General features: G+C 53.1%; 24 protein-coding genes. 4 read left to right on the top strand and 20 right to left on the bottom strand.

Features of this window, described 5'->3' with window-relative positions:
• Nucleotides 1-124: 124 nt before the first annotated feature.
• From fabI to A8990_RS06925, 5 genes are all read right to left on the bottom strand, one after another.
• Nucleotides 125-895 (bottom strand): enoyl-ACP reductase FabI, encoded by a 771-nt coding sequence (gene fabI / locus A8990_RS06945; RefSeq protein WP_116188292.1) that lies wholly within the window; start codon nucleotides 893-895, stop codon nucleotides 125-127.
• A 186-nt stretch (nucleotides 896-1,081) separates the two neighbouring features.
• Nucleotides 1,082-2,089, bottom strand: a complete 1,008-nt coding sequence (gene uvsE / locus A8990_RS06940; protein WP_116188291.1) for a UV DNA damage repair endonuclease UvsE — start codon at nucleotides 2,087-2,089, stop codon at nucleotides 1,082-1,084.
• Nucleotides 2,086-2,403, bottom strand: a complete 318-nt coding sequence (locus A8990_RS06935) for a hypothetical protein (protein WP_116188290.1) — start codon at nucleotides 2,401-2,403, stop codon at nucleotides 2,086-2,088. The genes uvsE and A8990_RS06935 overlap by 4 nt, the downstream gene beginning before the upstream one ends.
• A 68-nt stretch (nucleotides 2,404-2,471) precedes the next feature.
• Nucleotides 2,472-3,683, bottom strand: a complete 1,212-nt coding sequence (locus A8990_RS06930) for a D-alanine--D-alanine ligase family protein (RefSeq protein WP_116188289.1) — start codon at nucleotides 3,681-3,683, stop codon at nucleotides 2,472-2,474.
• Nucleotides 3,684-3,754: 71 nt separating this feature from the next.
• Nucleotides 3,755-4,930 carry an amidase domain-containing protein gene (locus tag A8990_RS06925; protein ID WP_245995874.1) on the bottom strand — a complete coding sequence of 392 codons (1,176 nt, stop codon included), beginning with the start codon at nucleotides 4,928-4,930 and terminating at the stop codon, nucleotides 3,755-3,757.
• A gap of 327 nt (nucleotides 4,931-5,257) precedes the next feature.
• Here A8990_RS06925 and acnA point away from each other — a divergent pair, with 327 nt between their 5' ends.
• The gene (gene acnA / locus A8990_RS06920; RefSeq protein ID WP_116188288.1) at nucleotides 5,258-7,978 is read left to right on the top strand and encodes an aconitate hydratase AcnA; all 2,721 of its coding nucleotides are present in this window, start codon (nucleotides 5,258-5,260) and stop codon (nucleotides 7,976-7,978) included.
• A gap of 115 nt (nucleotides 7,979-8,093) precedes the next feature.
• Here acnA and A8990_RS06915 read toward each other — a convergent pair whose 3' ends face one another.
• Complete coding sequence (locus tag A8990_RS06915) at nucleotides 8,094-9,182, bottom strand: glycosyltransferase family 4 protein (protein ID WP_116188287.1); 1,089 nt, start codon at nucleotides 9,180-9,182, stop codon at nucleotides 8,094-8,096.
• Nucleotides 9,179-10,405: a glycosyltransferase family 2 protein gene (locus A8990_RS06910; protein ID WP_116188286.1), complete on the bottom strand. Its 1,227-nt coding sequence runs from the start codon at nucleotides 10,403-10,405 to the stop codon at nucleotides 9,179-9,181. Before A8990_RS06910 ends, A8990_RS06915 begins: the two co-directional genes overlap by 4 nt.
• Nucleotides 10,406-10,630: 225 nt before the next feature.
• Here A8990_RS06910 and A8990_RS31445 point away from each other — a divergent pair, with 225 nt between their 5' ends.
• Both A8990_RS31445 and A8990_RS06905 read left to right on the top strand, forming a co-directional pair.
• Nucleotides 10,631-10,807 (top strand): hypothetical protein, encoded by a 177-nt coding sequence (locus A8990_RS31445; RefSeq protein WP_181909440.1) that lies wholly within the window; start codon nucleotides 10,631-10,633, stop codon nucleotides 10,805-10,807.
• Nucleotides 10,808-10,877: 70 nt separating this feature from the next.
• Complete coding sequence (locus A8990_RS06905; protein WP_116188285.1) at nucleotides 10,878-11,246, top strand: hypothetical protein; 369 nt, start codon at nucleotides 10,878-10,880, stop codon at nucleotides 11,244-11,246.
• A gap of 70 nt (nucleotides 11,247-11,316) precedes the next feature.
• Here the strand turns inward: A8990_RS06905 and A8990_RS06900 are convergent, their stop codons facing one another.
• Nucleotides 11,317-12,063 carry an IclR family transcriptional regulator gene (locus tag A8990_RS06900; protein WP_116188284.1) on the bottom strand — a complete coding sequence of 249 codons (747 nt, stop codon included), beginning with the start codon at nucleotides 12,061-12,063 and terminating at the stop codon, nucleotides 11,317-11,319.
• Between the two features lie 255 nt (nucleotides 12,064-12,318).
• Here A8990_RS06900 and A8990_RS06895 point away from each other — a divergent pair, with 255 nt between their 5' ends.
• Nucleotides 12,319-13,368: an alpha/beta hydrolase gene (locus A8990_RS06895; RefSeq protein WP_116188283.1), complete on the top strand. Its 1,050-nt coding sequence runs from the start codon at nucleotides 12,319-12,321 to the stop codon at nucleotides 13,366-13,368.
• Between the two features lie 243 nt (nucleotides 13,369-13,611).
• Here the strand turns inward: A8990_RS06895 and folE are convergent, their stop codons facing one another.
• From folE to rfbD, 12 genes are all read right to left on the bottom strand, one after another.
• Nucleotides 13,612-14,205: a GTP cyclohydrolase I FolE gene (gene folE, locus A8990_RS06890; protein WP_116188282.1), complete on the bottom strand. Its 594-nt coding sequence runs from the start codon at nucleotides 14,203-14,205 to the stop codon at nucleotides 13,612-13,614.
• Between the two features lie 59 nt (nucleotides 14,206-14,264).
• On the bottom strand, nucleotides 14,265-14,489 hold the full coding sequence (locus tag A8990_RS06885) for a YneF family protein (protein ID WP_116188281.1): 225 nt from the start codon (nucleotides 14,487-14,489) through the stop codon (nucleotides 14,265-14,267).
• A 497-nt stretch (nucleotides 14,490-14,986) separates the two neighbouring features.
• On the bottom strand, nucleotides 14,987-15,292 hold the full coding sequence (locus tag A8990_RS31985) for a hypothetical protein (protein WP_116188412.1): 306 nt from the start codon (nucleotides 15,290-15,292) through the stop codon (nucleotides 14,987-14,989).
• A gap of 47 nt (nucleotides 15,293-15,339) precedes the next feature.
• The gene (locus tag A8990_RS06875) at nucleotides 15,340-16,383 is read right to left on the bottom strand and encodes an HD-GYP domain-containing protein (protein WP_116188280.1); all 1,044 of its coding nucleotides are present in this window, start codon (nucleotides 16,381-16,383) and stop codon (nucleotides 15,340-15,342) included.
• Nucleotides 16,384-16,408: 25 nt separating this feature from the next.
• Nucleotides 16,409-17,548, bottom strand: coding sequence for a tRNA epoxyqueuosine(34) reductase QueG (gene queG / locus A8990_RS06870; protein WP_116188411.1), 1,140 nt, complete (start codon nucleotides 17,546-17,548; stop codon nucleotides 16,409-16,411).
• A 27-nt stretch (nucleotides 17,549-17,575) separates the two neighbouring features.
• On the bottom strand, nucleotides 17,576-18,280 hold the full coding sequence (gene lepB / locus A8990_RS06865; protein ID WP_245995873.1) for a signal peptidase I: 705 nt from the start codon (nucleotides 18,278-18,280) through the stop codon (nucleotides 17,576-17,578).
• A gap of 7 nt (nucleotides 18,281-18,287) precedes the next feature.
• The gene (locus tag A8990_RS06860; RefSeq protein ID WP_116188279.1) at nucleotides 18,288-18,839 is read right to left on the bottom strand and encodes a DUF402 domain-containing protein; all 552 of its coding nucleotides are present in this window, start codon (nucleotides 18,837-18,839) and stop codon (nucleotides 18,288-18,290) included.
• Between the two features lie 132 nt (nucleotides 18,840-18,971).
• Entirely contained in the window at nucleotides 18,972-19,394 is a 423-nt protein-coding gene (locus A8990_RS06855; protein ID WP_116188278.1) for a GNAT family N-acetyltransferase, read from the bottom strand.
• 312 nt (nucleotides 19,395-19,706) lie between these two features.
• Nucleotides 19,707-20,222, bottom strand: coding sequence for a hypothetical protein (locus tag A8990_RS06850; protein WP_116188277.1), 516 nt, complete (start codon nucleotides 20,220-20,222; stop codon nucleotides 19,707-19,709).
• Between the two features lie 14 nt (nucleotides 20,223-20,236).
• A complete protein-coding gene (locus tag A8990_RS06845) occupies nucleotides 20,237-21,187 on the bottom strand; it encodes a glycosyltransferase family 2 protein (RefSeq protein WP_245995872.1) in 951 nt (316 codons plus the stop codon).
• Nucleotides 21,177-22,583 carry an undecaprenyl-phosphate glucose phosphotransferase gene (locus A8990_RS06840; protein ID WP_116188276.1) on the bottom strand — a complete coding sequence of 469 codons (1,407 nt, stop codon included), beginning with the start codon at nucleotides 22,581-22,583 and terminating at the stop codon, nucleotides 21,177-21,179. Before A8990_RS06840 ends, A8990_RS06845 begins: the two co-directional genes overlap by 11 nt.
• 149 nt (nucleotides 22,584-22,732) lie before the next feature.
• Nucleotides 22,733-23,578: a dTDP-4-dehydrorhamnose reductase gene (gene rfbD, locus A8990_RS06835; RefSeq protein WP_116188408.1), complete on the bottom strand. Its 846-nt coding sequence runs from the start codon at nucleotides 23,576-23,578 to the stop codon at nucleotides 22,733-22,735.
• Nucleotide 23,579 lies beyond the last annotated feature (1 nt).

Here is a 23,579-nt window from a genome sequence, read left to right as displayed (position 1 = left end):
GTCTCCGCTTATCGAAATCCCCTTCTCCTGCATAAGCACACAATAAAAAGCGTCCCCTGAGCTTGTCCGCACTTTCCGGAAAAGCTCTAAGGAACGCCTCACTATGACCTTGCTATTCTGGATTCTAGATCCCTACAATGTTGTATCCGTTATCTACATAGATGATCTCGCCCGTAATGCCGCGCGACAGGTTGCTCATCAGGAACATCGCCGTGTCGCCCACTTCGGAAGCGTCGGTCGTCCGGCGAAGCGGCGCCTTAGCTTCAACTTGGCGGAGAATCGAGTTGAAATCTTTAATGCCCTTCGCCGCAAGCGTGCGGATCGGGCCTGCGGAGATTGCGTTCACGCGTACGTTATGCGGACCAAGGTCAGCTGCCAAGTAACGAACGGATGCTTCCAGCGCAGCCTTCGCAACGCCCATAACGTTGTAGTTCGGCAAAGCGCGCTCGGAACCGAGATAAGTCATCGTCATGATGCTGCCGCCTTCGGTCATGAGCGGATAGATGCGCTGCGCGACCGCTGTGAGCGAGTATGCGCTAATGTCATGTGCAAGCGCGAAGCCCGCGCGCGACGTGTCGACAAACATGCCGTCGAGCTCTTCTGTTTTCGCGAACGCGATGCTGTGCACCAGGCCATGCAGCACGCCGAACGATTCTTTCAGATGCTGCGCCAGTCCATCGATCTCTTCATCGACGGTGATGTTGCACTGCAGCAGCAGCGAACCAGGGATGGTCTCCGCCAGCTTGCGGACACGCTCTTCCACCCGTTCATTCTCATATGTAAAAGCAAGCCTAGCGCCTTGCGCAGCAAGCGATTGTGCGATCGCCCAAGCGATGCTCCGATCATTCGCTACCCCCATTACAAGCATGTTCTTCCCGGTTAATAATCCGTTCATTGTTTCACAATCCTCTCTACAAAGTATTTGTGATCCATATTGAAGGTCTTAAGCTGCGAGATGCGAATTGCGTGCTGCATAACAAATTCGTCATGCGAGGGAGCCATGATAGCCGAATAGAATGATAGCGCTTCCTTACCCAAAAATAAACGAAGGGACAGAAAAGATCAAGCCCCTTCCTGTCCCTTATCTGATTTCGATGCTGCCCCCGTCGATGACGCGCAAGCCTTCGCCTTCCAGCTCCAGCTGGCGGAAGTCCGCCATCAGCAGCAGCAGCGCCGCATCCTTCTGCTTGGCTTCGATCATGACGTCCAGACGCTCCGTAGATCCTGCGATCCCGCGCAGGAAGCGCAGCAGCGGCGCCACGTCCACGAACTCGGCATGGCCGCGCGGGTCCTTCTCGCTCTTCGGGCTCGATACGTGCAGCTTCGGCGGCACGCTAACCGGCTCGCCGCCAGCGCTTGTCCACGTGCGCAGAATGCGCGGCCACAGCTCGCCATACATCGCGGCGTCCGACTCGCCGCCGTCATTGACGGCGTGATGGTGAATATCCAGCACCATTGGCGTTCCTACCGCTTCGGCACATGCAAGCGTCTCGCGCGTCGTGAACGTCTTGTCGTCGTTCTCGAGTGTTACGCGATGGCGCAGCCGCGGCTCGAGCGCGCCGAACTGCTCGATGAACCGCTGTCCCGAAACTTCTTTATCGCCATAGGCGCCGCCAACGTGGATGTTACATTTTGCAGAGGACTCGGGGAGCCCCATATGCTCCAGCATCGTGACATGGTAATTCAAGTCCTCCTTCGACTTCGCCAGCACCTCCGGTCTCGGCGTGCTGAATACGCAGAAATGGTCCGGATGGAAGGAGAGCCTCATGCCCTTCTCCAACGCAAACTTCCCGATATCTGCGAATGCTTCGGTAAGCACTGGATAAGGATTCCATCCCTGCAGCGCGTCATGCGTCACAAGCGGAATGATCTTCGACGTCATCCGGTACACGTACACGTCATGCCCTACGCAGTGGCGCATCAGCCGCAGCGTCGTCCGCAGATTCTCTTCCGCAATGCGCTCCAGCCTGCGCAGCCCCGCCTCCCGATCGTCCAGCTTCGAGAAATTGGCATAGGTCATCGTCCGGGACGGCGACACATTCTTCTCCAGCAGCGTACTCATCGCAACGAAGCCGAAACGCACAATCATGCTTGCTCTCCGAAGAACATTTCATGGGCAAGCGCAGTCTGAATCCGCGCTTCTTCCTCCGTCAGCTTGCGAACGAGCTCCATCTCCACTTCCGTCACTTCTTCGCCTGCGAAGTTGATCTCTGCAATGGATACGAGAATTTTCACGATCGCAATCGCCTCATTCTCAGGTGTGTACGCAATGACCTTCTGGCCGGTCGGGAAGACGCGGAAGCCGCTTTTCACCATTTTGCCGCGGCCATACTCGAGAAGCTCGTACAATTCTTGCTTCGACTTGAACTTGCAAACGGAATTAAACTCGGTTTGAAAACCCATGGATGATACCAGCCCTTCGTCCAAAATTATGTACCAAGCAAATACTAAAAAAGCGAGGAACCCGGCAATTAAGCCGGGCTGCCACCGCTATAATCGATCGTTTGCTTCTCGGCATGGCGCTCGATCGCAAGCGCAATAAGCGTATCCAGCAGCTCCGTATACGGAACGCCGCTTTCTTTCCACATCAGCGGATACATGCTGTACGGCGTGAAGCCCGGCATCGTATTCACTTCGTTGATGAAGATTTGGCCGTCTTCCTTGCGAAGGAAGAAGTCTACGCGCGACAAGCCAGAGCCGTCAATCGCCAAGAATGCGCGAAGCGCCATCTCGCGAACGGAATCGGATTGTTCCTGCGTGATGTTAGCCGGAATATGCATCATCGACTTGCCGTCGATGTATTTGGCCTTGTAATCATAGAACTCGCTCGAAGAAGTAATCTCGCCCACGACGGAAGCACGCGGCTCGTCATTGCCAAGCACGCTCACCTCGATCTCGCGCGCATCGACGAACTCTTCCACGATGACTTTGCGGTCGAAACGAAGTGCATATTCTACAGCAGCGATCAGCTCATCACGATTGCGCGCCTTCGAAATGCCGACGCTCGAACCAAGGTTAGCCGGCTTCACGAAGCACGGGTAACCAAGCGCAACTTCGATCTCCATGATGTAGTACGATGAGTCCTTCTTCCACTGCGTCCGGTTGAAATGCCGGTAGATGCACTGGGGCAAACCTTCTTGCGCGAAAATCTTCTTCATCGTGATTTTGTCCATCCCTACTGCCGAAGCAAGCACCCCTGCTCCTACATACGGAATGTTCGCCATCTCGAACAAGCCTTGAATCGTACCATCTTCGCCGAATGTGCCATGCAGCAGCGGGAACACAACGTCAATCGTTCCTTCAGCTTCGGGTACCGCTACGTCTGTAGATACGGAAGATATCGTCACTTTGCCAGGAACGGAAGAGATCGAAGCCGGAGCTGGAGCCGCATCTACGTCAGCTGCGTCAGCCGCTTCGTCCGCGCCTTGACTGCCGAATACCGGCATGAGCGCTTCCGTACCAATCGCGGAGCTGCCAGCCAGACGAAGCTGCTCGAGTCCAGCCGGAGCCGCCAGCAGCATATCACCCGCGCGCCATTCGCCTGTCTTGGAAATATAGAAAGGTTTAATTTCGTATTTGCTGTAGTCAAAAGCTTTCATAACTGCCAGTGCGGTTTGCAGCGAAACCTCATGCTCGCCCGAGCGCCCGCCGTAAACAAGTCCTACGCGCACTTTCTCCCCCATGGTTAATCCTCCGGTTATGTTAGTTTCCCACACAAGTGGGTCGTCATACGTGGTTGGGCTTGAAGCGCACTTTAAAACTCATCCGCAATGTGAAAAAACCGATATTGGGTATTCTCCGTCCATGCATAGGAATCCTGATAATCCCAGTAGCGGTGACGGCTTGGAACCGTATTGGCATTCACTAGCGGCATGCCCGCCGCATCGAAGGCGGTCACGACCGTGCTGTGCTGATAGCGGTTATCGCCGCTCCAATCATAAATAATGACATCGCCAAGCGCGAGCTGGTCTGCGGAATCAACGACCGTAGCCCGGAAGCCCGATTTATGCGGAGTCGATAAATAATTTTTAAGCGCATTAGCCACTGCCCAGCTATAACTCCAATTTTCCCGGCCTCCGCTATAGCCGCGGTACCACCAGCCGGTATCCCTCCTACCAGTATAGTTCATCGGTGCGTTGCCTGCAAAGACGCACTGGGAGATGTAATTGGTACAATTTACCTCGAAATTCTCATAGGCCGGATTCGGTTCGTTCCACCAGCGGTCGGCATAAGCCGCAACCAAATCTCTCCGGTATCGGATACCAGCCCGGCTATGTTTGAAATTCGGCAAAACATCATAATTTATATAAGGTATGGATTGCGGCTTCGCAGGAGCGATCGGTTCGAGGTCCTCGTGGATATCGGACGAGCTGTACCTCGGGCGGCGCTCGAGCACAATCGGCTCGACGCGGGAGATCATATAGGCATCGCCGTCTGCCGTCAGCCACAGCCGTTCTCGGTCGCATCGCTCTTCGACATAGGTGCGGCCGTGATGATCGATCGTCCGTCTCGTGCGCAGCTCAATGAGGACGGCGACCTCGCCGAGCGAGCCTGTCGATTCGCTGACCCGGATAAGCTCGGCATTCGTTTCGCTGCGCGAAGGAAGAATGCCGCGAAGCAGCTCTTGCTCCTTAAGCCGTTCGAGCCGGCCGGTGAAGCGGACGAGATGGTCCGTGTCGCTGATGATCTCTTCGAAAGGCGGCGCATAGCGGTCGATTTCGGCTTGGTTGTACAGCTTCACATACTTGTGGACGATCGCTTTCCAGCCTTGCAAAGGCTCTTGTGTAGCGCTCCGCTTCTTGCCGCTGCCTGTGCTGCTGCTGCTTATGGGAGACCCAGCCGAGACAGCCGCTCGGCCTGGCGGCGCATGTTCAGTTATTTTTCGCATGCCTGCTTTACTTGTTCCGACTCGTACTCGCGATCGCGGCACTTGCAATCCCTCCCCGTAGAACAATGTTTTATGGCAAATGGGCGGCCTAGCGCCGCTACATCGTGTAAGGTGCTGGGCGAACGAAAATTGGTTCATTATATGAGCAAATGGTTAATTTCATGCGGAAAAGGCGGCTGGTGCATGGTTAAGATGGGCAATAATTTCTTGTCTTTAGGTGATATTTGCACTTTCTAATTGAGCAAAAAGACGCTATACTTAGGGTATCAAATGTTTTTGAAATTGTGTTTCACTCTATGAAACACGCAACAGCAACACAACACACTACTTTAACTCTCAACAAGATTGCCAAGGAGGCGCGAACGACCAATGACTAAACAAAACGAATACTCCGTCCGCGAATCGCTAGCAGTCGGCAGTAAGCAATTCGCTTACTACCGTCTCGGCGGATTGGAAGAGCAAGGCCTGGGTAAAATTTCGAAGCTGCCTTTCTCCATTAAGGTGCTGCTCGAAGCTGCAGTCCGTCAATTCGACGGCCGCGCAATTACGAAAGAACATGTGAAGCAGCTCGCAACTTGGGCTGACGGCCGCGAGGACAAAGAAATTCCTTTCATCCCGGCTCGTATCGTTCTTCAAGACTTCACAGGCGTACCGGTTGTCGTTGACCTTGCCGCAATGCGCGACACGGTTAAGAAATCCGGCGGCGACCCGAAACAAATCAACCCGCTCGTACCGGTTGACCTTGTAATCGACCACTCTGTAATGGTTGATACGTTCGGTACACCAGACGCACTCGAAACAAACACAGCGATCGAGTTCAAACGTAACGAAGAGCGCTACCGTTTTCTTCGCTGGGCACAAACAGCGTTCGAGAACTTCCGTGCTGTACCACCGGGCACAGGTATCGTTCACCAAGTTAACCTCGAGTATCTCGCTTCCGTAGCAGCTACGAAGACAACTGACGGCGAAACGGTTGTATATCCGGATTCCCTCGTTGGTACGGACTCCCATACAACAATGATCAACGGTCTTGGCGTAGTCGGCTGGGGCGTTGGCGGTATCGAGGCAGAAGCAGGTATGCTTGGCCAACCGCTTTACTTCGTTACACCTGAGGTTATCGGCTTCCGCCTGACTGGCAGCCTGTCCGAAGGCGCAACTGCAACTGACCTTGCGCTGACAGTCACGCAATTGCTTCGCAAGAAAGGCGTTGTCGGCAAGTTCGTCGAGTTCTTCGGCCCTGGCCTGTCCAACATCAGCCTTGCTGACCGTGCTACTGTTGCCAACATGGCTCCTGAGTACGGCGCGACTGTCGGCTTCTTCCCGGTCGACAGCGAAACAATCAACTTCCTTCGCCAAACAGGCCGCGAGGAAGACCAAATCGCGCTTGTTGAAGCGTACTATAAAGCACAAGGCATGTTCCGCACAGACGATACGCCAGAGCCTGTATTCTCCGACATCGTCGAGCTGGATCTGTCGACGATCGTTCCATCCCTTGCAGGTCCGAAGCGTCCGCAAGACCGCGTTGAGCTGACGAACATGAAAGAAGCGTTCAACAGCATCACTCGCACGCCGATCGACAAAGGCGGCTACGGCTTGTCCGACGAGAAAATCGCTGAGTCCGTTGAAGTGAAGCACGCGAACGGCGAAGTAACGAAGATGGGTACCGGCGCAGTTGTTATCGCGGCAATCACATCTTGTACGAACACTTCGAACCCAAGCGTTATGATCGGCGCAGCGCTTGTAGCGAAGAAAGCAGTAGAGCGCGGCCTTACGAAGCCAGCTTACGTGAAGAGCTCCCTGACACCAGGTTCCCTGGTCGTTACAGAGTACTTGAAGCGTGCGAACCTGCTTGAATCCCTTGAAGCAATCGGCTTCCACGTTGCAGGCTACGGCTGCGCAACTTGTATCGGTAACTCCGGCCCGCTTCCGGACGAAGTAAGCCAAGCGATCGCTGACAACGATATGACGGTTGCAGCCGTTCTTTCCGGTAACCGTAACTTCGAAGGCCGCGTTCACGCGCAAGTAAAAGCTAACTACCTGGCATCGCCGCCGCTCGTAGTCGCATACGCTCTTGCAGGAACAGTGAACATCGACCTGTCCTCCGAGCCAATCGGCAACGACAGCAACGGCCAGCCGGTTTACCTGAAAGACATCTGGCCAACGTCCAAGGAAATCGCAGACACAATTGCAGCAGCAATGGGTCCTGAGATGTTCCGCGACAAGTACCAGAACGTATTCACGCAGAACGAGCGTTGGAATGCAATCGACGTACCGACTGGCGAAAGCTACGAGTGGGACGACAAATCGACTTACATTCAGAACCCGCCGTTCTTCGAAGGCCTTGGTGCTGAAATCGGCGACATCGCTGATATCAAAGGTTCCAACGTACTGGCGCTTCTCGGCGATTCGGTTACAACGGACCACATCTCGCCTGCAGGCAACATCAAGACTGATTCCCCAGCGGGTAAATACTTGATCGAGCATGGCGTAGACAAAGTGGACTTCAACTCCTACGGCTCCCGTCGCGGTAACCACGAAGTCATGATGCGCGGTACATTCGCGAACATCCGTATCCGGAACCAAGTGGCTCCAGGTACGGAGGGCGGCGTAACGACTTACCTGCCGACCGGCGAAGTAGAATCGATCTACGACGCATCGATGAAATACCAAGAGAACGGCACGAACCTTGTCGTTATCGCAGGCAAAGAGTACGGTACAGGCAGCTCCCGTGACTGGGCAGCTAAGGGAACGTTCCTCCTCGGCGTGAAAGCCGTAATCGCTGAGAGCTTCGAGCGTATCCACCGTTCCAACCTCGTGGGCATGGGCGTTCTGCCGCTGCAATTCGCAGCAGGCGAAAGCTGGAAGTCGCTTGACATCACTGGCCGCGAGAAGTTCGATATCCTGGGTCTCAGCAACGATGTACAGCCTGGCCAATCCGTGAAGGTTGTTGCAACTCGCGAAGACGGCACAACATTCGAATTCTCCGCAATCGTACGTCTTGACTCGATGGTGGACGTGGACTACTACCGTAACAGCGGTATCCTCCAAACCGTTCTCCGTCAAATGATCGCAGCGAACGCAAGCAAGTAAGATTCTCATGAAACGCATCAAGCGGGTCTCCACTAGGAGGCCCGCTTTTTTTCTCCGCGAAAACGTTAGCCTTAATACCGCCGCCGTTTGCACGTTATATGTTCAAATATGCTGCTCAGGCTTCGGCTTTCGGCTTCACCTTCGCCAAGCTTCCCAGCATCCTCATAAAATTCGTGGTGTATTTATCAGCGGAGAAGTGCAGCTTCATGTGCCGCTCTGCATTCTTGCGAATCGATTTGCGCAGCGGCGCATCTCGCATGAGCGACTCCGCTTCCTTGACGGCCTGATCCAGATTACCGCGCGCGTACAGCTTGCCGGTCACATTATGGATCAGGAATCTGCGAATACCGTCAGAATCCGTGGTCAGGACAGGGCAGCGGCAGAGCATCGCTTCCGCGACGGCATAACCGAACCCTTCCAGAATAGAGGTGGAGCACAGCAGCCCTCCCGAGTCGCCGATAACGGAGAAGTAGTCTGCAATTTGCTCATGAGGGATGTTGGAGTAGGCAATGAGTCTATCTTGCAGCTGCAGCCCGTGCACCCATCTGTCGAAGTGCTCCTTCTCGGCCGGGTCGTTCAGTGTGGCATCCCCGAAAATCCACAAGTAGAGGTCCGGGAATTTGTTCAGCAGTCTCGAGCCGATGAGCAGAAACTCGCGCCAGTTCTTGTTCGCCTCGATTCGTCCCACCCACCCGATGATCGGGAATGGCTTCGGCGGATAGGCGCTGTAGCCGAATCCTTCCGTATCCAGCGGATCGTCGAAGGAGAAGTGAGGGATTTCGTTCATATACTTGGTCAGCAGTTCCTGCAGATGATTCGTCTTCGGATAGAGCAAAGCATCCGCGTTCTGTACGACCCGCTCCGAAATATCCTTCAGCACAGCGTTCGCCGTCTGTATCGTGCCGAGACCTTGAATTTCGAATACGATATGCCCTTTATAACCCGCCTTTCGAATGTTAAGCAGCATCAGTACATCGGTACAGACGATGATCGCATCATACCCTTGTCGCGTCACATGCCGCCCGATTTCCGCTTCATCATTCGATACGAAGGTCGGAATATCTTTAATGTTCTTGCGCCCTTCGCCATCGTAGTTGTAGAGCAGATGACACTCTACCCCGACTTGCGCCAGCGCCTTGCACCGAATCCGATTGAGTGTCTCCATACCGCCGCTTGGATTGTAGAATGTGAACAGTATCTTCATCCCAGACCTCTCGCCGCTTCATAATGGATTTTCAAATAATCAACAAGACTTGGTGTGCGGAAGAGCTCGTCATGAAGCCCCTCCTTAGGAGAGTACGTGCTGACGAACCGATAGCCGATATCCGTATGATCGTGCGTGTAATAATTAGACATCACCTTTGGATCCGCCTTCTCCAGCTGTTCATGCATAATGGTCAGATCCATCACGTCTTTGAACAAGAGGTCGCCAGGCACGAAGCAGTACTTCGTCTGTACCATCTGGACGGCATGGAATAAGGCAGTCACTTCGTCCACATGCGGGAACCATTTGAAGCCCGTTGATGGATGCGAAATGGTCGACAGATCTGCTGTTACCCGCATATCCGCCGATAGGTCGATAATGAAGCATGTATAGTTACTGAAGGTCTGCTCATACAGGTTCTCGATACGCTCGATCGCCTTTACGCCAGATTCCTTCAGAGGCAACAGCACGGTAATCGATGGAGAGATACCTCTGCGCATCCGGGCTTGATGTCTCGCCAGATGATACGCATACCGCCACTTGCGGTGCCTCGCGGTGTCTTGCAGCGCAGCGGATACACTGAACGTGGAATTGACGCGATAATCCATTAGCTCCACCGGAATGTACTTCATCTCACAGTGCTCGGTTAGTCGGAGCCAATAATCATAATCTTCTACAGATTCATTCCCGTAGCCGTCAATTTTCTTCGCGCAAGCTGCCTTGTACATGAAGGAAACCCCGACAATGGATGTGTCAAGCAGCTTTTCCTTCCGCTGCGATTGATATTGACGCTGGATAGCCAGCTGCTGTTCACTGTTCAGCGGCCTGCCCTCGTTATCGATCGATTGAAAGGAGCTGTACACGAGCCCAAGCTCGGATGGTCCCTTTGCCAGCGCATTCCGCAGCGTCTCCAAAAACCTTGGGTAGTACACGTTGTCGCTGGATACCCAAGTGAGATATTGAATGCCTGACATGCCGTACAGCTGCGCAAAGCCTGTATTCAGCGCCGTTGCGACGCCTTGATTGAAGGTATGCGAAACGACTCGGACGCGGTTGTCGCCTTGTATGAGCCGTCTGATTAACGGCTCCATCTCTGGCGCCCCGTCGATGACAATAATCAGCTTGAATTTCTGGAACGTCTGCCCCAGCACGGATTCCATCGCTGCCTTCAGGAAAGCCGGCTTCTGTTTATATACAGGCATAACAACTCCTAAATCGACCATACTGTCACTCCTTCCGCTGCTCCACCCTAGTACTATTGTATTGGCATGACAGGAGTTTGCCTGTGCGACTATCCCCCGAGGCGGACGCCTTTTCACTGGAAATCAATGTATGTATATGGAAAAAGAGAGCTTGGGCAGCATTATCGCTGCCTAAGCCCCCTTCTTGGGTTGGCGAACTATTCGCTAAAGCGCGGTACTTAGCGTTGTAATCGGCGTGAGTTCTTCATGCAGGACGCGATGTCCGTCAACTACGTTACCGGACTCGTCCAATCCGAACACGCTGAGTACCGTCTCGTAAAGCAAGCCGACGACATTCAGTTGAACCTCGTAGGCGATATCGCCGCCGATAAAGAACTCCCGCGTGTCGCTGCTGAGCCCCCTAGCATAAAGCCGGAGATGTAAGCAAGCGTCAGCGTCATTGTCGACTCAGGTACGACGTAGACCTCAATGAGAACAAGCGATTCCACATTTGATGTCGAGGCGTCCTCCTGGCACGAATAGCTGGACGACGCCAGTCAGCATTACGGGCGCTCCCGCAGGAACGCAGAACTTCTTCCCCGCCATCGACGTCGATCCGCTGACAGGCGTCGTCAACATCATCTACTACAGCAACCAAGTCACCGAAACCCTCCTCGACGTGTATGTAGCCAGGTCGATTAACGGCGGCGCAACGTTCACGAATACTCGGATCACGAACAACTCCTTCAACCCGAATGCGAGCAGCCCTACTCCCGTGCCTCTCATCGGAGACTACATCGACATTATGAGCCTACCTCCAGGCGGTTACATCGGTGTATGGATGGATACTTCGCCGGGTACGTTCTGTATCTTCGCCGGCTAATCCGATCAGATCATCACGTAAAAAAGTCGCCGGGCAGAACCTGCCCGGCGACTTCTTTTATAGGTAATATCTATTTCAGCATGACGCCCAGGCGGCGCGCAGCTTCAATGACAGCCGGCGCTTGCGAGCGCATAATCTCTTGCGTGAACCGGTTTGCGGGTCCGGACACGGACAGTGCTGCAACAAGCTTGCCCGTGCGCGAGAAGACCGGCGCGGCAACTGCCGCAGCTCCCTGCTCGCGTTCTTCGACGCTCGTCGCGTAGCCGAGGCTGCGCCATTCCTCCAGCTGCTCACGGTACTGCAGCCGGTCGAAGTTCGCCGGCCAGGACGGATCCTCGAGCAGCTCCTCGCGCTTCGCCGGCTCTTCGAACGCGATCAGCACCTTGCTGGAGGCGCCGACATAGAGCGGCAGCCTTACGCCAATCGGCGCGACGCGGCGGATCGCCTGCACACTCTGCACCGCTTGGATGCGAATACGCTCGTTCCCGTCGCGCAGATACAGACTGATCGTCTCGCCAAGCATGTCGCGCAGACGTTCCATCTCCGGCAGCCCGATTACAGCCGGATCGTCAGCGCCGGACATATTCGCCGACAGCTCCCAAATCCGAAGGCCAAGCCGATAACGCTCCGACGCCGGGTCGCGCGTGACGAAGCCGCGCTCCTCCAGCGTGCTCAGCATCCGGTGAACGGTGCTCTTATGCAGTCCGACATTCTCCGCCAGCTCCGTCATCGCCCATTCCTTCTTCACCGTAAAACAAAGCAATATATCAAGCGCCCGTTCGACGGCGCGCACGGTCGATTTTCCATCCTCCGCCATAGGCTCGATCCCTCTTTCCGAAAGTTTCACTCAGTGAAACTAGGTTACAGCTAGTATAGCCTAATTGAGGCCAGCGGGTAAAGGGATTGGTTATTTTTAGACTTATTTTACAGGCAGATTACAGGAACTTAACAAGTCATCGACACGCATTGACAGGCTGCGCCGCTGCGCCATAGGATAGGTATAGAGGACTAAATGAAGCGCTTACATCTGACATGACCTTTATGCTATTCCATCATACGAGGGGGTTCTATCATGAGCACATCACTATCACCATCGTTGCCTGCTGCCGGAGGCTTCACGCCCGGCTTACTCCCCCCGCTGCTTCCCGCACCGCAACCGACCGAACAGGTCGCTGCCGGTGCTCGCCGCAAGCATGCCGCGCTTGCTGTCATATCGGCGCTTGCTGCCATGCTGCTGCTGTCTGTCGTTGCTTTTCACGGGTACGTCGCTTGGGTCATTGCCCATCCGTACGTGCCCGCGCTATACTCCAATCCGCAAACGGCCAAAGGGCTCGCCTACAGCGATGTCTCCTTCCCGAGCAAGAGCGGACGCACTACCGTGCACGGCTGGTATATTCCTTCTGGCGTAACGTCAGACCGGACGGTCGTCTTCAGTCACGGCTACGGCGCGAACCGCGAAGAAACATGGGTTCCGATGTATGAGCTCGCTTCGCTGCTGCATGGCCTTCACTACAATGTGTTCATGTTCGATTACGGCTACGCTTCGTCTGGCGTTCGGACGCCTGCTACAGGCGGGCGCGAAGAGTCGAAGCAGCTGCTCTCCGCTGTCCAATATGCACGCTCCCAAGGCGCGGACGAGGTTGTCGTCTGGGGCTTCTCGATGGGCGCTGGAACGGCGCTGCAGGCCGCTCTTCAGACTGACGCGACCGACAGCATTGACGCGATGATTCTCGACAGCTTGTTCCTGCCAAGCTCGGACTCGCTCTACAATAATATTAAGCAGTACATGGACTTGCCGCGCTACCCTTCCGTGCCGCTCATTGAATGGATGCTGCCGTTCTTCACCGGTTCAACCTTCAACCAGCTGCCGGTCAAGCAGGTGCTTAGCACGCATTACACGATGCCGATCTTCATCATGCACGGCACCAAGGATGCCATCGCGCCGATTGAAACGGCCGAGAAGGTCGCTGCGAGCCAGTATAATTCACTCTCCCGCGAATGGTACGTCGAAGGCGGCATTCACGAGCTGCTGTTCCGTACGAAGCCGAAAGAGTATATCCAGCGGGCTGCTTTGTTCTTAAGCCAGGTTGACGCTGCCCGTAAGTCGTCAGAAGCTGCTTAAGCAGCTAACCAAGCATGTCTCACGGTGGCACTGTGGCAATGCTGCAATGCTGCAACGAAGGCTCTCCGCGAGGGGAGCTTTTTGCTGTCGAATACAAGCATGTTTTCTTTGGGGCCAGATAGACGCTGTGGCAACCGCTACATTTTACAGACAATCCCACAGCTACTATAGTCAGAAGAACGTAAAGAAAAGAGCTCTCCGCATGGAGAGCCCTTCCTGTTTCTTTCCCTTATTCCAGTTCAGCTATTGCTTCAGCAGCGACAGAAATTCCGAACGGAGCGCTGGGCTTGTACGGAACTCGCCGCGTACAGCCGACGTCACCGTCTTGCTGCCTGGCTTCTTCACGCCGCGTGCGCACATGCACAGATGCTCGCCTTCCACGACGACCATGACGCCGTGCGGATCCAGCACCTCATCCATAATGTCCGCAATCTGCGTTGTAATGCGCTCTTGTACCTGCAAGCGTCGCGACACCGCCTCTACGAGGCGTGCCAGCTTGCTGAGTCCCGCGATCTTGCCGCTTGGGATGTAGCCGATATGCGCCTTGCCGAAGAATGGCGCCATATGATGCTCGCACTGGCTGTAATAAACAATGTCACGTACGATAACGAGCTCCTCATGCTGCTCATCGAACGTAACGCCTAGCACATCGCGAGGGTCTACCTCGTAGCCTGCGAAGATTTCCTCGTACATCCGCGTTACGCGCGCTGGAGTTTCCAGCAGCCCCTCGCGGTCGACATCTTCACCGATCAAGCGTAGAATCTCCCGAATGTGATGCTCCACTTTTTCCCGATTATCCGAAACGAGAGAATTGACGTAATCCTTCTTACCCGCCATTGTTCACATCGTCTCCTTTCTATGAACCAGCTTGCCTGCTACCGATAGGGATAGGGAAACTATCTCCGCTTCCCAGGTCGCTGCTGCTGATTCTTCATCATTTGCTGTGCTTTCTGCATTTGAGAATTATTCAAATTGTAGCCCATTTGCTTCGCCATCTTCTTCAGCATTTCTGGATCGTTCTGCATCTTCTCGAACTGCTTGCGCAAGTAGTATACGCCGACGAAAAAGCCGCCAACAGCGCCAACTATAAGCGTAATGATCGAAATTATAGCCGTCCACATCGTTCTCTCACCTGGCCTTGTCTGAAAATGTTCATATTGCAACCTATCATATCATGTAGGACCACATGTTCGCAAACAACCTTTGAATGGTCCAACCCGTCCATCACTGACCTTAATAGAACAGTCATGAAACAGTCCTGATTCTGGTGAGCCACAGGCTGTGAAGAAAATATCAGCGGTAATTTTCAATAACTGGATATATCCAGTTATTCAAGGGCGATTGCAGTGTTCTGACCGAAATAACTGGAAATGTCCCTCTATTTCGGCCGTTTCTTCCATCATGGCTTCGATCACCCCGAAATAGATGGATATTTCCAGATATTCGCGGGCTATGCGGTGAAATCGCCGCAAATACATGGATTTCTCCATCTATTCCTAACGCGATGCCAAGGCAGACCAGACATTACCTATTCTAATTCGAGCAATCGATCCTCATAAAAAAAACAGCACAACGGACTGACTCGCCCCCCATTGTGCTGCCATACATTCAATGCTCGCTAGACTTCCAGCTTGAATCGCTGGATCTGCTCCTCATACCCCTCGCGGCGCAAAATCTCGACCTGCTTGCGGCCGATGAGATCGTAGTGCGGGAACGGCTGTCTCCGGTGGATATAAGCCGGATCCAGCCCTTGGCTGCGGCACCAGGCTTCGAGCTTCGCGACATCGCTGCAGCCGACCTTCGTGACGGTTGTGATGCCGTCCCATCGCGGTTCGTGCCAGTAATGCGTGATGAACGCGATCTCCCCGCCAGCAACCCGCTTCTTCCATATGTTCAGCTCTTCGCGTTTAATTCCGAATGCGATGGCGGTTCACTCCTCTGTGCCGGACAAGTCCTCACCGAACGGACAGCCTAGCCCAGCACCTGTTCAATAAACACCGTTGTATGCTTCGCGAGATCGATCTCGCGGCTTGCGACATTATCATTCTCCCGCGTGCTCTCGCGCTCGAGGAGACGGACGATCGGTCTGCCCGGCAAGCCGCGGTGCTGACCGACAACGATGCCGGTCTCCTTCGTCGACAGCTTCACCGATACGCCGTTCGGATAGATCGATACCGCGCGCAGGAACTGCGTCAGTATCTCATGGTCCAGAATCGTGCCGGACATCGCCATCATCCGCTCGCACGCCTCGTGCGGCAGCAGCGGACCGCCCGACTCGCCGCCGGTCTGCAGCAAGTTGTCGTACATGTTCGTCACCGCCACGATGCGGGAATACAGATGGATTTGTTCGCGATTCAAGCCGCGCGGCACGCCAGTGCCGTCTACGTGCTCATGATGCTGGAACGCTACATGCGCGATGAGCAGGCTGAACTCGCGTTTCGACTTCAGCAGCTCGAACCCCCGCCATGTATGGCGTTTCGGCTCAATATCGCCATCAGGAGGCACAAGATCAGGCTTGCCCACGTCATGCAGCAAAGCGCCGATCGCCAACTCCTTCAGCTGGATTTGATTCAGATGCATGCCGACGCCAAGCAGCGTCGACATCATGCATACGTTCATCGCATGCAGATACTCCATATTGTCGCGCGTCCGAATATCGTTCAAGTGGATGAGAACTTCCTTGTTGCGGATGACGTCATCCAGCAAGTCGTCGATAACCAGGCTGACTGAACGGGAATTGAAGTCTTTGCCCGAACGAATGGCATCCATCGTCTCGGACATCTGTTTAATAATTGCCCGTTTCGTCTCTTCCGACAGAATCTCTTCCTGCTCTTCGATATCCGGCATGCTCGCATCTTTAATATATATATTCGTGATGCCGATACGTTTGAGCGTGCTAATCATATAGACGGTCATCTGGACATTGGCTGACAGCAGCACCTGCCCGTTGACCGCGTAGATCGTCTTGCCGAGAACATCGCCAGACTCGACTGCTTCCATATCGACATATTTCATGTTGTTGACCTCTCCCCCAAGGTGGTTATATCGAAGCAGTATCGCCTGTCAGCGCGCGGTCAATCGCCTCGATGACCGCCTCATCCCGCTCGCGCCCGCGCGCCGCGCGCAGCTCGTCAAACGCCGCCGCGCCGCCGATGCGGCCTAGCGACCAAGCCGCCGTCGCCCGCAGCTCGAAGCGCGGGTCGCCGCGCAGCACGTCCGCCAGCGCAGGTACGGCGCTGGCGTCCTTGAAATTGCCCAGCGCGATGACCGCATTGCGCTGGATCGGCTTGCGGCCGCGCCATGCCGAGGAGCTGGCGCCATAGCGTTCCTTGAACTCGCGGTTCCCCATCGCGAGCAGCGGCACAAGCAGCGGTTTCACCTTCTCGTTGTCCGGCGCGAGCTCGGGCTGATGCGTTGCATGCTTGCCCTTGTTCTCCGGACAGACGACCTGGCACGTATCGCAGCCGTACAGCCGGTTGCCGATCTTGCGCATCAGCTCGTCGGTCACGACGCCCTTCGTCTGCGTCACGTAAGAGATGCACCGCTGCGAATTCAGCTGTCCCGGCCCGATGAGCGCGTCCGTCGGACACGCATCGATGCAGGCGGTGCAGCTGCCGCAGCTCTCCGTGACCGGCGCATCCGGCGGGATCGGCAGGTTCGTAATCATTTCGCCGAGGTAGACCCAGGAGCCCCACTCCGGCGTAATGATGGAACAGTTGCTGCCGATCCAGCCGATGCCGGCACGCTCCGCGACGGCGCGGTCCGACAGCGCTCCCGTATCGACCATGCTCAGGAAGCGCCCTTCCGGCACCCGCTCCAGCAGCCAAGCCTCCAGCCGCCGCAGCCGTTCCCGGAGCACCGAATGGTAGTCCTCGCCCCAAGCGGAGCGCGAAATAATGCCCCGTCTCGCGCCAGGCTCCGACTTCGGCGGGTCCTGCAGCTTCGACGGGTACGCGATCGCAATCGCAATGATCGATTGCGGATCCTCAAACAACAGCTCAGGCTCCGTCCGCTTCGCGAGGTCCGGCTCCTCGAAGCCGGATTCATAGCCTAGCTCCCGATGCCGCTCGAGCCGCTCTCGCAGCTCTGTGAACGGCGCTGCCGAAGCGACGCCGATCTTATCTATCCCAAGCTCCGCGGCAGCAGCCTTCATATCCGCTTTTAACTGATTCCAATCCATGCTGCTGTCCAAACGAGAAGCCTCCTGTTACAAATGTTCTAGATTGGCAATTGGCCAAATAATAAAATCCGCCCGTCCGAGAATACTGGAACGCGGCACCGCATGGAACGAACGGCTGTCTCTGCTCGCTTTCGCATGCCGGTTATCGCCCATTACGAAATAATGGTCCGCACTGATCGTATCCGGACCGTAATCCAGATCTTCAATCTCCGTGTCGGTGTACGGCTCGACGACAAGCTTGCCGTTGCGGTACAGCTGGCCTTGGCGGATTTCAATCGTATCCCCGGGCAAGCCGACAATCCGCTTCACCAGATATTCCTTGCGTCCTTCTGCCTCAGCCGGATCCTTCAGAATGACGACATCGCCGATCTTCGGCGGTCCGATCAGCAAAGCAAGCTTATTCACGAACAGCCATTCCGACTCATACAAGGTCGGCTCCATCGACTGTCCTTTTACCGTAGACAAGTTAAATACGAAGAGATGCATGCCAAAGACGATAAGTACGGCGATTGCTAGCGTTAGCAGCCAGCTCCGCAGCTCAGCCGCCCAAGGAGAACTAGCACGCCCGCCTTTCGCAGCACGTTCCGTACGCTCTGGCTTAACCTTCACGTTTGGTTCTTTTACGGGCGTCGTCCGTTTGGCGGGCGACGAACCTTTCCGTTTACGCGGCCCAATCGGCGCATCCTCTACAGGCTGAGGTGAATTCGTATCCAATCGCGGACCTTCCATCATCTAAATGCTACACCTCGCCTATTTGTTTGTTCCACGCTTCGAAATAGGCCAAAATTAGCTCGTCCTTAAATGGAGCATCTCCATTCTCAATTCGGCTAAGCAGCGCCTGAAGCCCCTCCATTACTTTTCGGTTAACTTCGTCCGAATAGTGATAGGCTACCTTATGCAGCTCATATTCCTCTTGATCGACGATCTGGGGTTTGCCGCCGCGCGGCACGATGACGTCAAGGTCATAATCGATATAGGTGAGCACATCGTTCTGGAAGAACAGCGGCGAAGCGACGTTGCAGTAGTAGCGGACGCCATGCTCCTCAAGCAGGCCGACTACATTGAACCACTCGCCCGGGATAAAGAAAGAAACCGCAGGAACCCGGCTGATCCACTGCTTTCCGTCTGCTTCTTGAATCGGGGTCTGGCGGTTAATGAAGACATGCATCGCTTCCGCAGCATGCTCCGGGGCGAGCAGCTCGCTCGGCACCTGCCAATTTTCGAGCCACATACGGTGAAGATGCCCGTTATTTTTGAAGCTTTTGATCACACAGGGACGGTACGTTGTCATAAGCATATTACTCCTAGAGAAGTACTTTCTTACTATAAGAAAAGCATATCTGTTCGCCAAAATCAATGACGCTTCAGATATGCTTGTCCATTTTACATATGACGAATCAAATTAGTGCAAAATATGGCCAGATTAACCGGTCACAATGCTTAATTTCTGGAACGAGCGGAAGAAATCAGTAGCCGCGTAGCCAAGCGATTCGTAGAGTGAGAGTATGGGCTCGTTGTGTTCGTCCGCTGTCACTAAAATTTTCGAGACATTACGTTGTTCGAACCGTCCGCGAAGCGAACCGATCAGCTTCTTGCCGATTCCTTGACGTTGGTAGTTCGGGTGCACCGCAAGGCGATAGTAATAGCCGCGGCCATTATCAATCGTCCCGATAATAATGCCGACGATGTCTTCACCGTCAGCAGCGACGAGCACGAGCTCGCTGTCCCAAGACAGCTGGCGGGCAAATGCTTCCATCGTTTGTTCATAGCATTGCTCCGTCAAAACAGTTTCCAGCAGTTCTGTAACAGGCCGATAATCAGCTAATTGGAAGGATCTAACGTCCATTTCTTTAAGCTCCTCTACAAATGCATTGGGAAAACGGCAGGGCTAATTTTTTAACATTCTAGAATGGATACGTTTTACTAGTATCATTTCTACAATGTTTCCGCGAAACGTTTGCTTTTGCCGTAAGGACGGCGACACCCGTTTACTCTTTAGGTAAAGTTAATAATACGACAAATTCGAGCAAATTCCTGCTTAAATCTTTAAAAAACCTTTAAAAATATAAAAAATCAGCCGTTTTCTGTTGAAAGCGCTTAAATTGAAGCGTTTTCATGCACTTACTGCCTGCATAACATCTAATATACTCATGCCAGCTTAATTTTTCTTCGATTCAAGCAAGGCAATGATTTTCAGAGAGTCGAGCTCATCCGGACTGAACCTTGACATAATCTCATCCTTCATCTCTTCCTTCTCTTGCTCCGTCATCCCCATATTTACTTTAGAAGCCATGCTTCGAAGCTCGCCAATCGAGAACTTCTTCATGATTAATTTCATCGCTTCGTCTTTATTCTTCACAACCATTGATTTTGCTGCAGAGGACTCGGCCTTTGTAGAACTACTATTCGTACTGCCGTTGCTGCTTGCTTTATCCGTATTCTGAGCCGTATCAGCTTGTTCACCAAGTAGGCTCTTCACCTGATCCTCGCCGAGATTGCTCTGGATCATCTTCTTTATCTCGGGATCCTCCAGCATCTTATTAACTTCCGGTGAATTTAATACTTGATCTGCTACTTGATCCATGACTTTATTCTCAACGAACCGGTAACCAAGCTTATATCCTCCGAAGCCAAGCAAGGCGATTATCCCCAAAATCAATATCCACTTCTTCATCGCGTATTCCTCCTTTAGTCCGCGTTCAGCTTCTGCCAAATGTTCGGATGCAGACTGAAGCGGCGGCAAAGTACCTTGGGCAGCATCTCGTATCGCTTCCCTAGCTGAAAGCCCAGAAACTTCGCAGCTGCTTCCGTGAACACGCGCGGCACCCAAAGCCATCTCCGCTCTTTGCATAGATAACGCAGCTGCGTTTTGATAAGTTGCATACCAGCCCCTCCGACAGCCGAGTAGGGCATAATCCAAGCGTTTCTTCTCATTGATATTCCGTTGTCAAAGAACCGTTTGAATTGCTGCTTCAGCGTGTAGTTATGCGAATGGACCACTTCTGCAGTCGCACAGTACCCCACCTGATATCCATTCAAGATGCTCCGGGCAGCAAAGAACATATCTTCATTGAAAATAACCGGCGCGTCAAATTTCCCAAGCTGGATAAACATATCTTTACGATACGCCGCACAGACATTCGAGCAGAAGAAGGTCCGCAAGCCGAATCTCGGAATATCTTCTTTACTCTTGACCGAGGAAACCGGCGGATAATTGTTAAAACGAACGAGCTTCTCAATTACCGTTGCATCCTCTCTCGCTAATTGGCGGCCGTATACGCATGCCAACTCGCGATTCGTCGTCAACATCTGCGCAAGCTCTTCCAAGAGCTGATCATCTGCAGGCCAAGCATCCTGTGTCATGAATACAACAATATCGCCAGTTGTATGCTCTGCGGCCCAATTGCGTGTACCGCCATGATCGAATTCTGACTGCTTGATCGAGAGCACGCGTACGCCGGCTTGTAGGGCGATCTCAGCGGTCCCGTCAGTTGAGCTGGAATCGACCACAATAATTTCACAAGGCCGCAGAGACTGGCTCTGAAGCCTTGTGAGGAGTTGTTTAAAGTTGTGACCTGCGTTATAAGTTGGAATGATGACGGACAATTGCAATTGCTGTTGTTTTGAATCAATATGCATTTTTGCTCAATAGACCTTTCGTTACAGTTTTCACGATAATCTTGAGATCGAATAGGAATGTCCAATTCTCAATATAGAAGATATCATGCACGATCCGGTCATGAATCGAAGTGTCGCCGCGCAGACCGTTCGTTTGTGCCCAACCTGTTATCCCTGGACGAATATGATGCTTCACCATATACTTCGGAATTTCCTCTTTAAATTGGTCTACGAAATACGGCCGTTCCGGTCTCGGACCTACCACGCTCATATGCCCGACCAGCACGTTGAAGAACTGAGGAAGCTCATCGAGGCTTGTCCGCCGCAGGAAGGACCCGAAGCGCGTTCTCCTTGGATCGTTTTCCACCGTCCACTGCGTATCCGCGGTCGATTGATCGAACACATGCATGGATCTGAACTTGTACATATGGAACGTTCGACGATCGAGGCCGACCCGCTCCTGTCTGAAAATAACGGGGCCGGGCGACGTCAGCTTAATGCCGATATAGATGCCAAGCAGTATTGGCGAAGTAATGAGAATAGCGGCAAGCGAGAAGGCGATATCAAATATTCGTTTCAGAATTTGATTACTCAGCTCGTCTAGCGGCACATCCCGAACGTTAATGAGCGGGATGCCGGCAAAATTATCGAAGAACGGACGTGCCGGCAGCAGGTCAAAGAAATCCGGAATGATAAGCGCTTTGACGCCTGCGCGTTCGCACTGGTCAATAATTCGCGGGTACTTCTTATGCGCCTTCAAAGGCAATGCAATAATGACTTCATCAATCGTGCGATGGCTTATGACCGCTTCCAAGTCATCCACCGTACCTAGAATCGGCTTCATATAGCCGTATTCCCGATCGTGCTCCGTTTGAAAATCATCCAAAAACCCGATTACTTCATAACCAAGCTCCGGATGCATCTTGATGCTCTCGTTAAAGCTTCGACCGACGGAGCCGGCACCTACGATGAGAATGAATCTTTTATTAAAGCCTTTGCGCCGAAGACGAAACAGGGTTTGTTTGACAGCAAACCGATAAATGGTCAAGCAAATCACGTTGATGCTTAAGAAAATGGCCAAGAATTCCCGAGAGATATGTACTTCTTTCGCAATGTAGAGCAAGCTGAGCAGTCCTAAAAAGCTAAGCCCTTGTACCTGGATAATCTTCATCGTGTCATACGAGAAGTTCTTTCTCCGCCTCGGTGCATAGAACCTGACATAGAAACCGATCAGGATCGATGCGAAAGAGAATACCGTTGCCCACAGGAGATAGGATTTAAACGGCAGCGAATATTGATGCTGGAATAGACCACTATTAAATTTCAGCCAATAGGCGAGGAGAAAAGTGAGCAGCGTGCACGACAGATCTGCTAGCACATAGATTTGCGTCAGAAAACGCTGATTCTGTCGAATCATATTAAAACCTCCTTGCTACGATACGAATTTTGACGAAACTATCAATATTGTATCAAAAGAAGGAGGCTTAACCAATCAAATATTTAATTAAATTCCAACTTATGTTTACGTTTATTTAAGCAATACACACAATCGATAGAGATTTTGCTTTATTTCGAGTCATTTATGAAATGAATTAGTGCTTCCCGCCAATGCCTAAGGTCACTGAAACCGACACGCTCCATTGCAGTATGTCGCATTACCGAGAAGGCGGGACGTGCGGCAGGACGTGGAAATTCAGCAGTTGTGCAAGGAGTGAGCTTGACTGATGTGATCTGACTTTCTTGCACCGCTGCCAGTGCAAAATCAAACCAAGAACAAGTTCCGCTATTTGAAGCGTGATATGTCCCGTACTTCTCGGTCTGAACAAGTTCAATCAGAAAGTTCGCAAGGTCCAGCGTATAAGTAGGCGAGCCAATCTGATCACTAACCACCTTCAACTCGTCTCTCTCACCGGCAAGCTTAAGAATGGTTTTCACGAAATTGTTGCCGTACTTCCCGAATACCCAAGAGGTCCTGACGATATAGTAGGCTTCTAGTAAATTTCGGACTTCCTGCTCACCTGCTAGCTTTGACTTCCCGTACACGCTTTGTGGGTTAACCGGATCATTTTCCTCGTATGGGGTATTTCCACTTCCATCAAACACATAGTCCGTGCTTATATAGCACAGCTTGGCACCTGACTTCTTGGCAGCCATCGCGATATTATGCGTACCTTCACCATTAATGCGAAAAGCCTCGTCCGGTTCGGACTCGGCTTTATCTACGGCAGTGTATGCGGCGCAATGTATAATGACATCCGGCAAAAGACTGCCTACGACATCATAGCATTGTTCCAAATCCGTGATATCCAGCTTATCGCGACCTAAACCAATGATTTGAAGGTTTGGAGAAAGAGATAACTGAACCAGCTCTTGACCGAGCTGGCCGTTCGCCCCGGTAATAACAATTTTCATC

Source organism: Paenibacillus taihuensis (genome assembly GCF_003386535.1).
Taxonomy (GTDB): Bacteria; Bacillota; Bacilli; order Paenibacillales; family Paenibacillaceae; genus Paenibacillus_Z; species Paenibacillus_Z taihuensis.
Note: the sequence above shows the minus strand (reverse complement) of the source record. Positions and strands in the feature narration are given on the sequence as shown.

Excerpts from the sequence above, each read along its gene's own strand:
- A8990_RS06895 (WP_116188283.1), top strand. The coding sequence starts at position 12,319 with ATGAGCACATCACTATCACCATCGTTGCCTGCTGCCGGAGGCTTCACG.
- A8990_RS06910 (WP_116188286.1), bottom strand. The coding sequence starts at position 10,405 with ATGGTCGATTTAGGAGTTGTTATGCCTGTATATAAACAGAAGCCGGCT.
- A8990_RS06875 (WP_116188280.1), bottom strand. The coding sequence starts at position 16,383 with ATGAAATATGTCGATATGGAAGCAGTCGAGTCTGGCGATGTTCTCGGC.
- rfbD (WP_116188408.1), bottom strand. The coding sequence starts at position 23,578 with ATGAAAATTGTTATTACCGGGGCGAACGGCCAGCTCGGTCAAGAGCTG.
- A8990_RS06905 (WP_116188285.1), top strand. The coding sequence starts at position 10,878 with ATGTCGAGGCGTCCTCCTGGCACGAATAGCTGGACGACGCCAGTCAGC.
- lepB (WP_245995873.1), bottom strand. The coding sequence starts at position 18,280 with ATGATGGAAGGTCCGCGATTGGATACGAATTCACCTCAGCCTGTAGAG.
- A8990_RS06935 (WP_116188290.1), bottom strand. The coding sequence starts at position 2,403 with ATGGGTTTTCAAACCGAGTTTAATTCCGTTTGCAAGTTCAAGTCGAAG.
- A8990_RS06850 (WP_116188277.1), bottom strand. The coding sequence starts at position 20,222 with ATGAAGAAGTGGATATTGATTTTGGGGATAATCGCCTTGCTTGGCTTC.
- A8990_RS06860 (WP_116188279.1), bottom strand. The coding sequence starts at position 18,839 with ATGACAACGTACCGTCCCTGTGTGATCAAAAGCTTCAAAAATAACGGG.
- A8990_RS31445 (WP_181909440.1), top strand. The coding sequence starts at position 10,631 with ATGCAGGACGCGATGTCCGTCAACTACGTTACCGGACTCGTCCAATCC.
- A8990_RS06840 (WP_116188276.1), bottom strand. The coding sequence starts at position 22,583 with ATGATTCGACAGAATCAGCGTTTTCTGACGCAAATCTATGTGCTAGCA.
- acnA (WP_116188288.1), top strand. The coding sequence starts at position 5,258 with ATGACTAAACAAAACGAATACTCCGTCCGCGAATCGCTAGCAGTCGGC.
- fabI (WP_116188292.1), bottom strand. The coding sequence starts at position 895 with ATGAACGGATTATTAACCGGGAAGAACATGCTTGTAATGGGGGTAGCG.
- folE (WP_116188282.1), bottom strand. The coding sequence starts at position 14,205 with ATGGCGGGTAAGAAGGATTACGTCAATTCTCTCGTTTCGGATAATCGG.
- A8990_RS06930 (WP_116188289.1), bottom strand. The coding sequence starts at position 3,683 with ATGGGGGAGAAAGTGCGCGTAGGACTTGTTTACGGCGGGCGCTCGGGC.
- uvsE (WP_116188291.1), bottom strand. The coding sequence starts at position 2,089 with ATGATTGTGCGTTTCGGCTTCGTTGCGATGAGTACGCTGCTGGAGAAG.
- A8990_RS06845 (WP_245995872.1), bottom strand. The coding sequence starts at position 21,187 with ATGCATATTGATTCAAAACAACAGCAATTGCAATTGTCCGTCATCATT.
- A8990_RS06915 (WP_116188287.1), bottom strand. The coding sequence starts at position 9,182 with ATGAAGATACTGTTCACATTCTACAATCCAAGCGGCGGTATGGAGACA.
- A8990_RS06855 (WP_116188278.1), bottom strand. The coding sequence starts at position 19,394 with ATGGACGTTAGATCCTTCCAATTAGCTGATTATCGGCCTGTTACAGAA.
- queG (WP_116188411.1), bottom strand. The coding sequence starts at position 17,548 with ATGGATTGGAATCAGTTAAAAGCGGATATGAAGGCTGCTGCCGCGGAG.
- A8990_RS06885 (WP_116188281.1), bottom strand. The coding sequence starts at position 14,489 with ATGTGGACGGCTATAATTTCGATCATTACGCTTATAGTTGGCGCTGTT.
- A8990_RS06900 (WP_116188284.1), bottom strand. The coding sequence starts at position 12,063 with ATGGCGGAGGATGGAAAATCGACCGTGCGCGCCGTCGAACGGGCGCTT.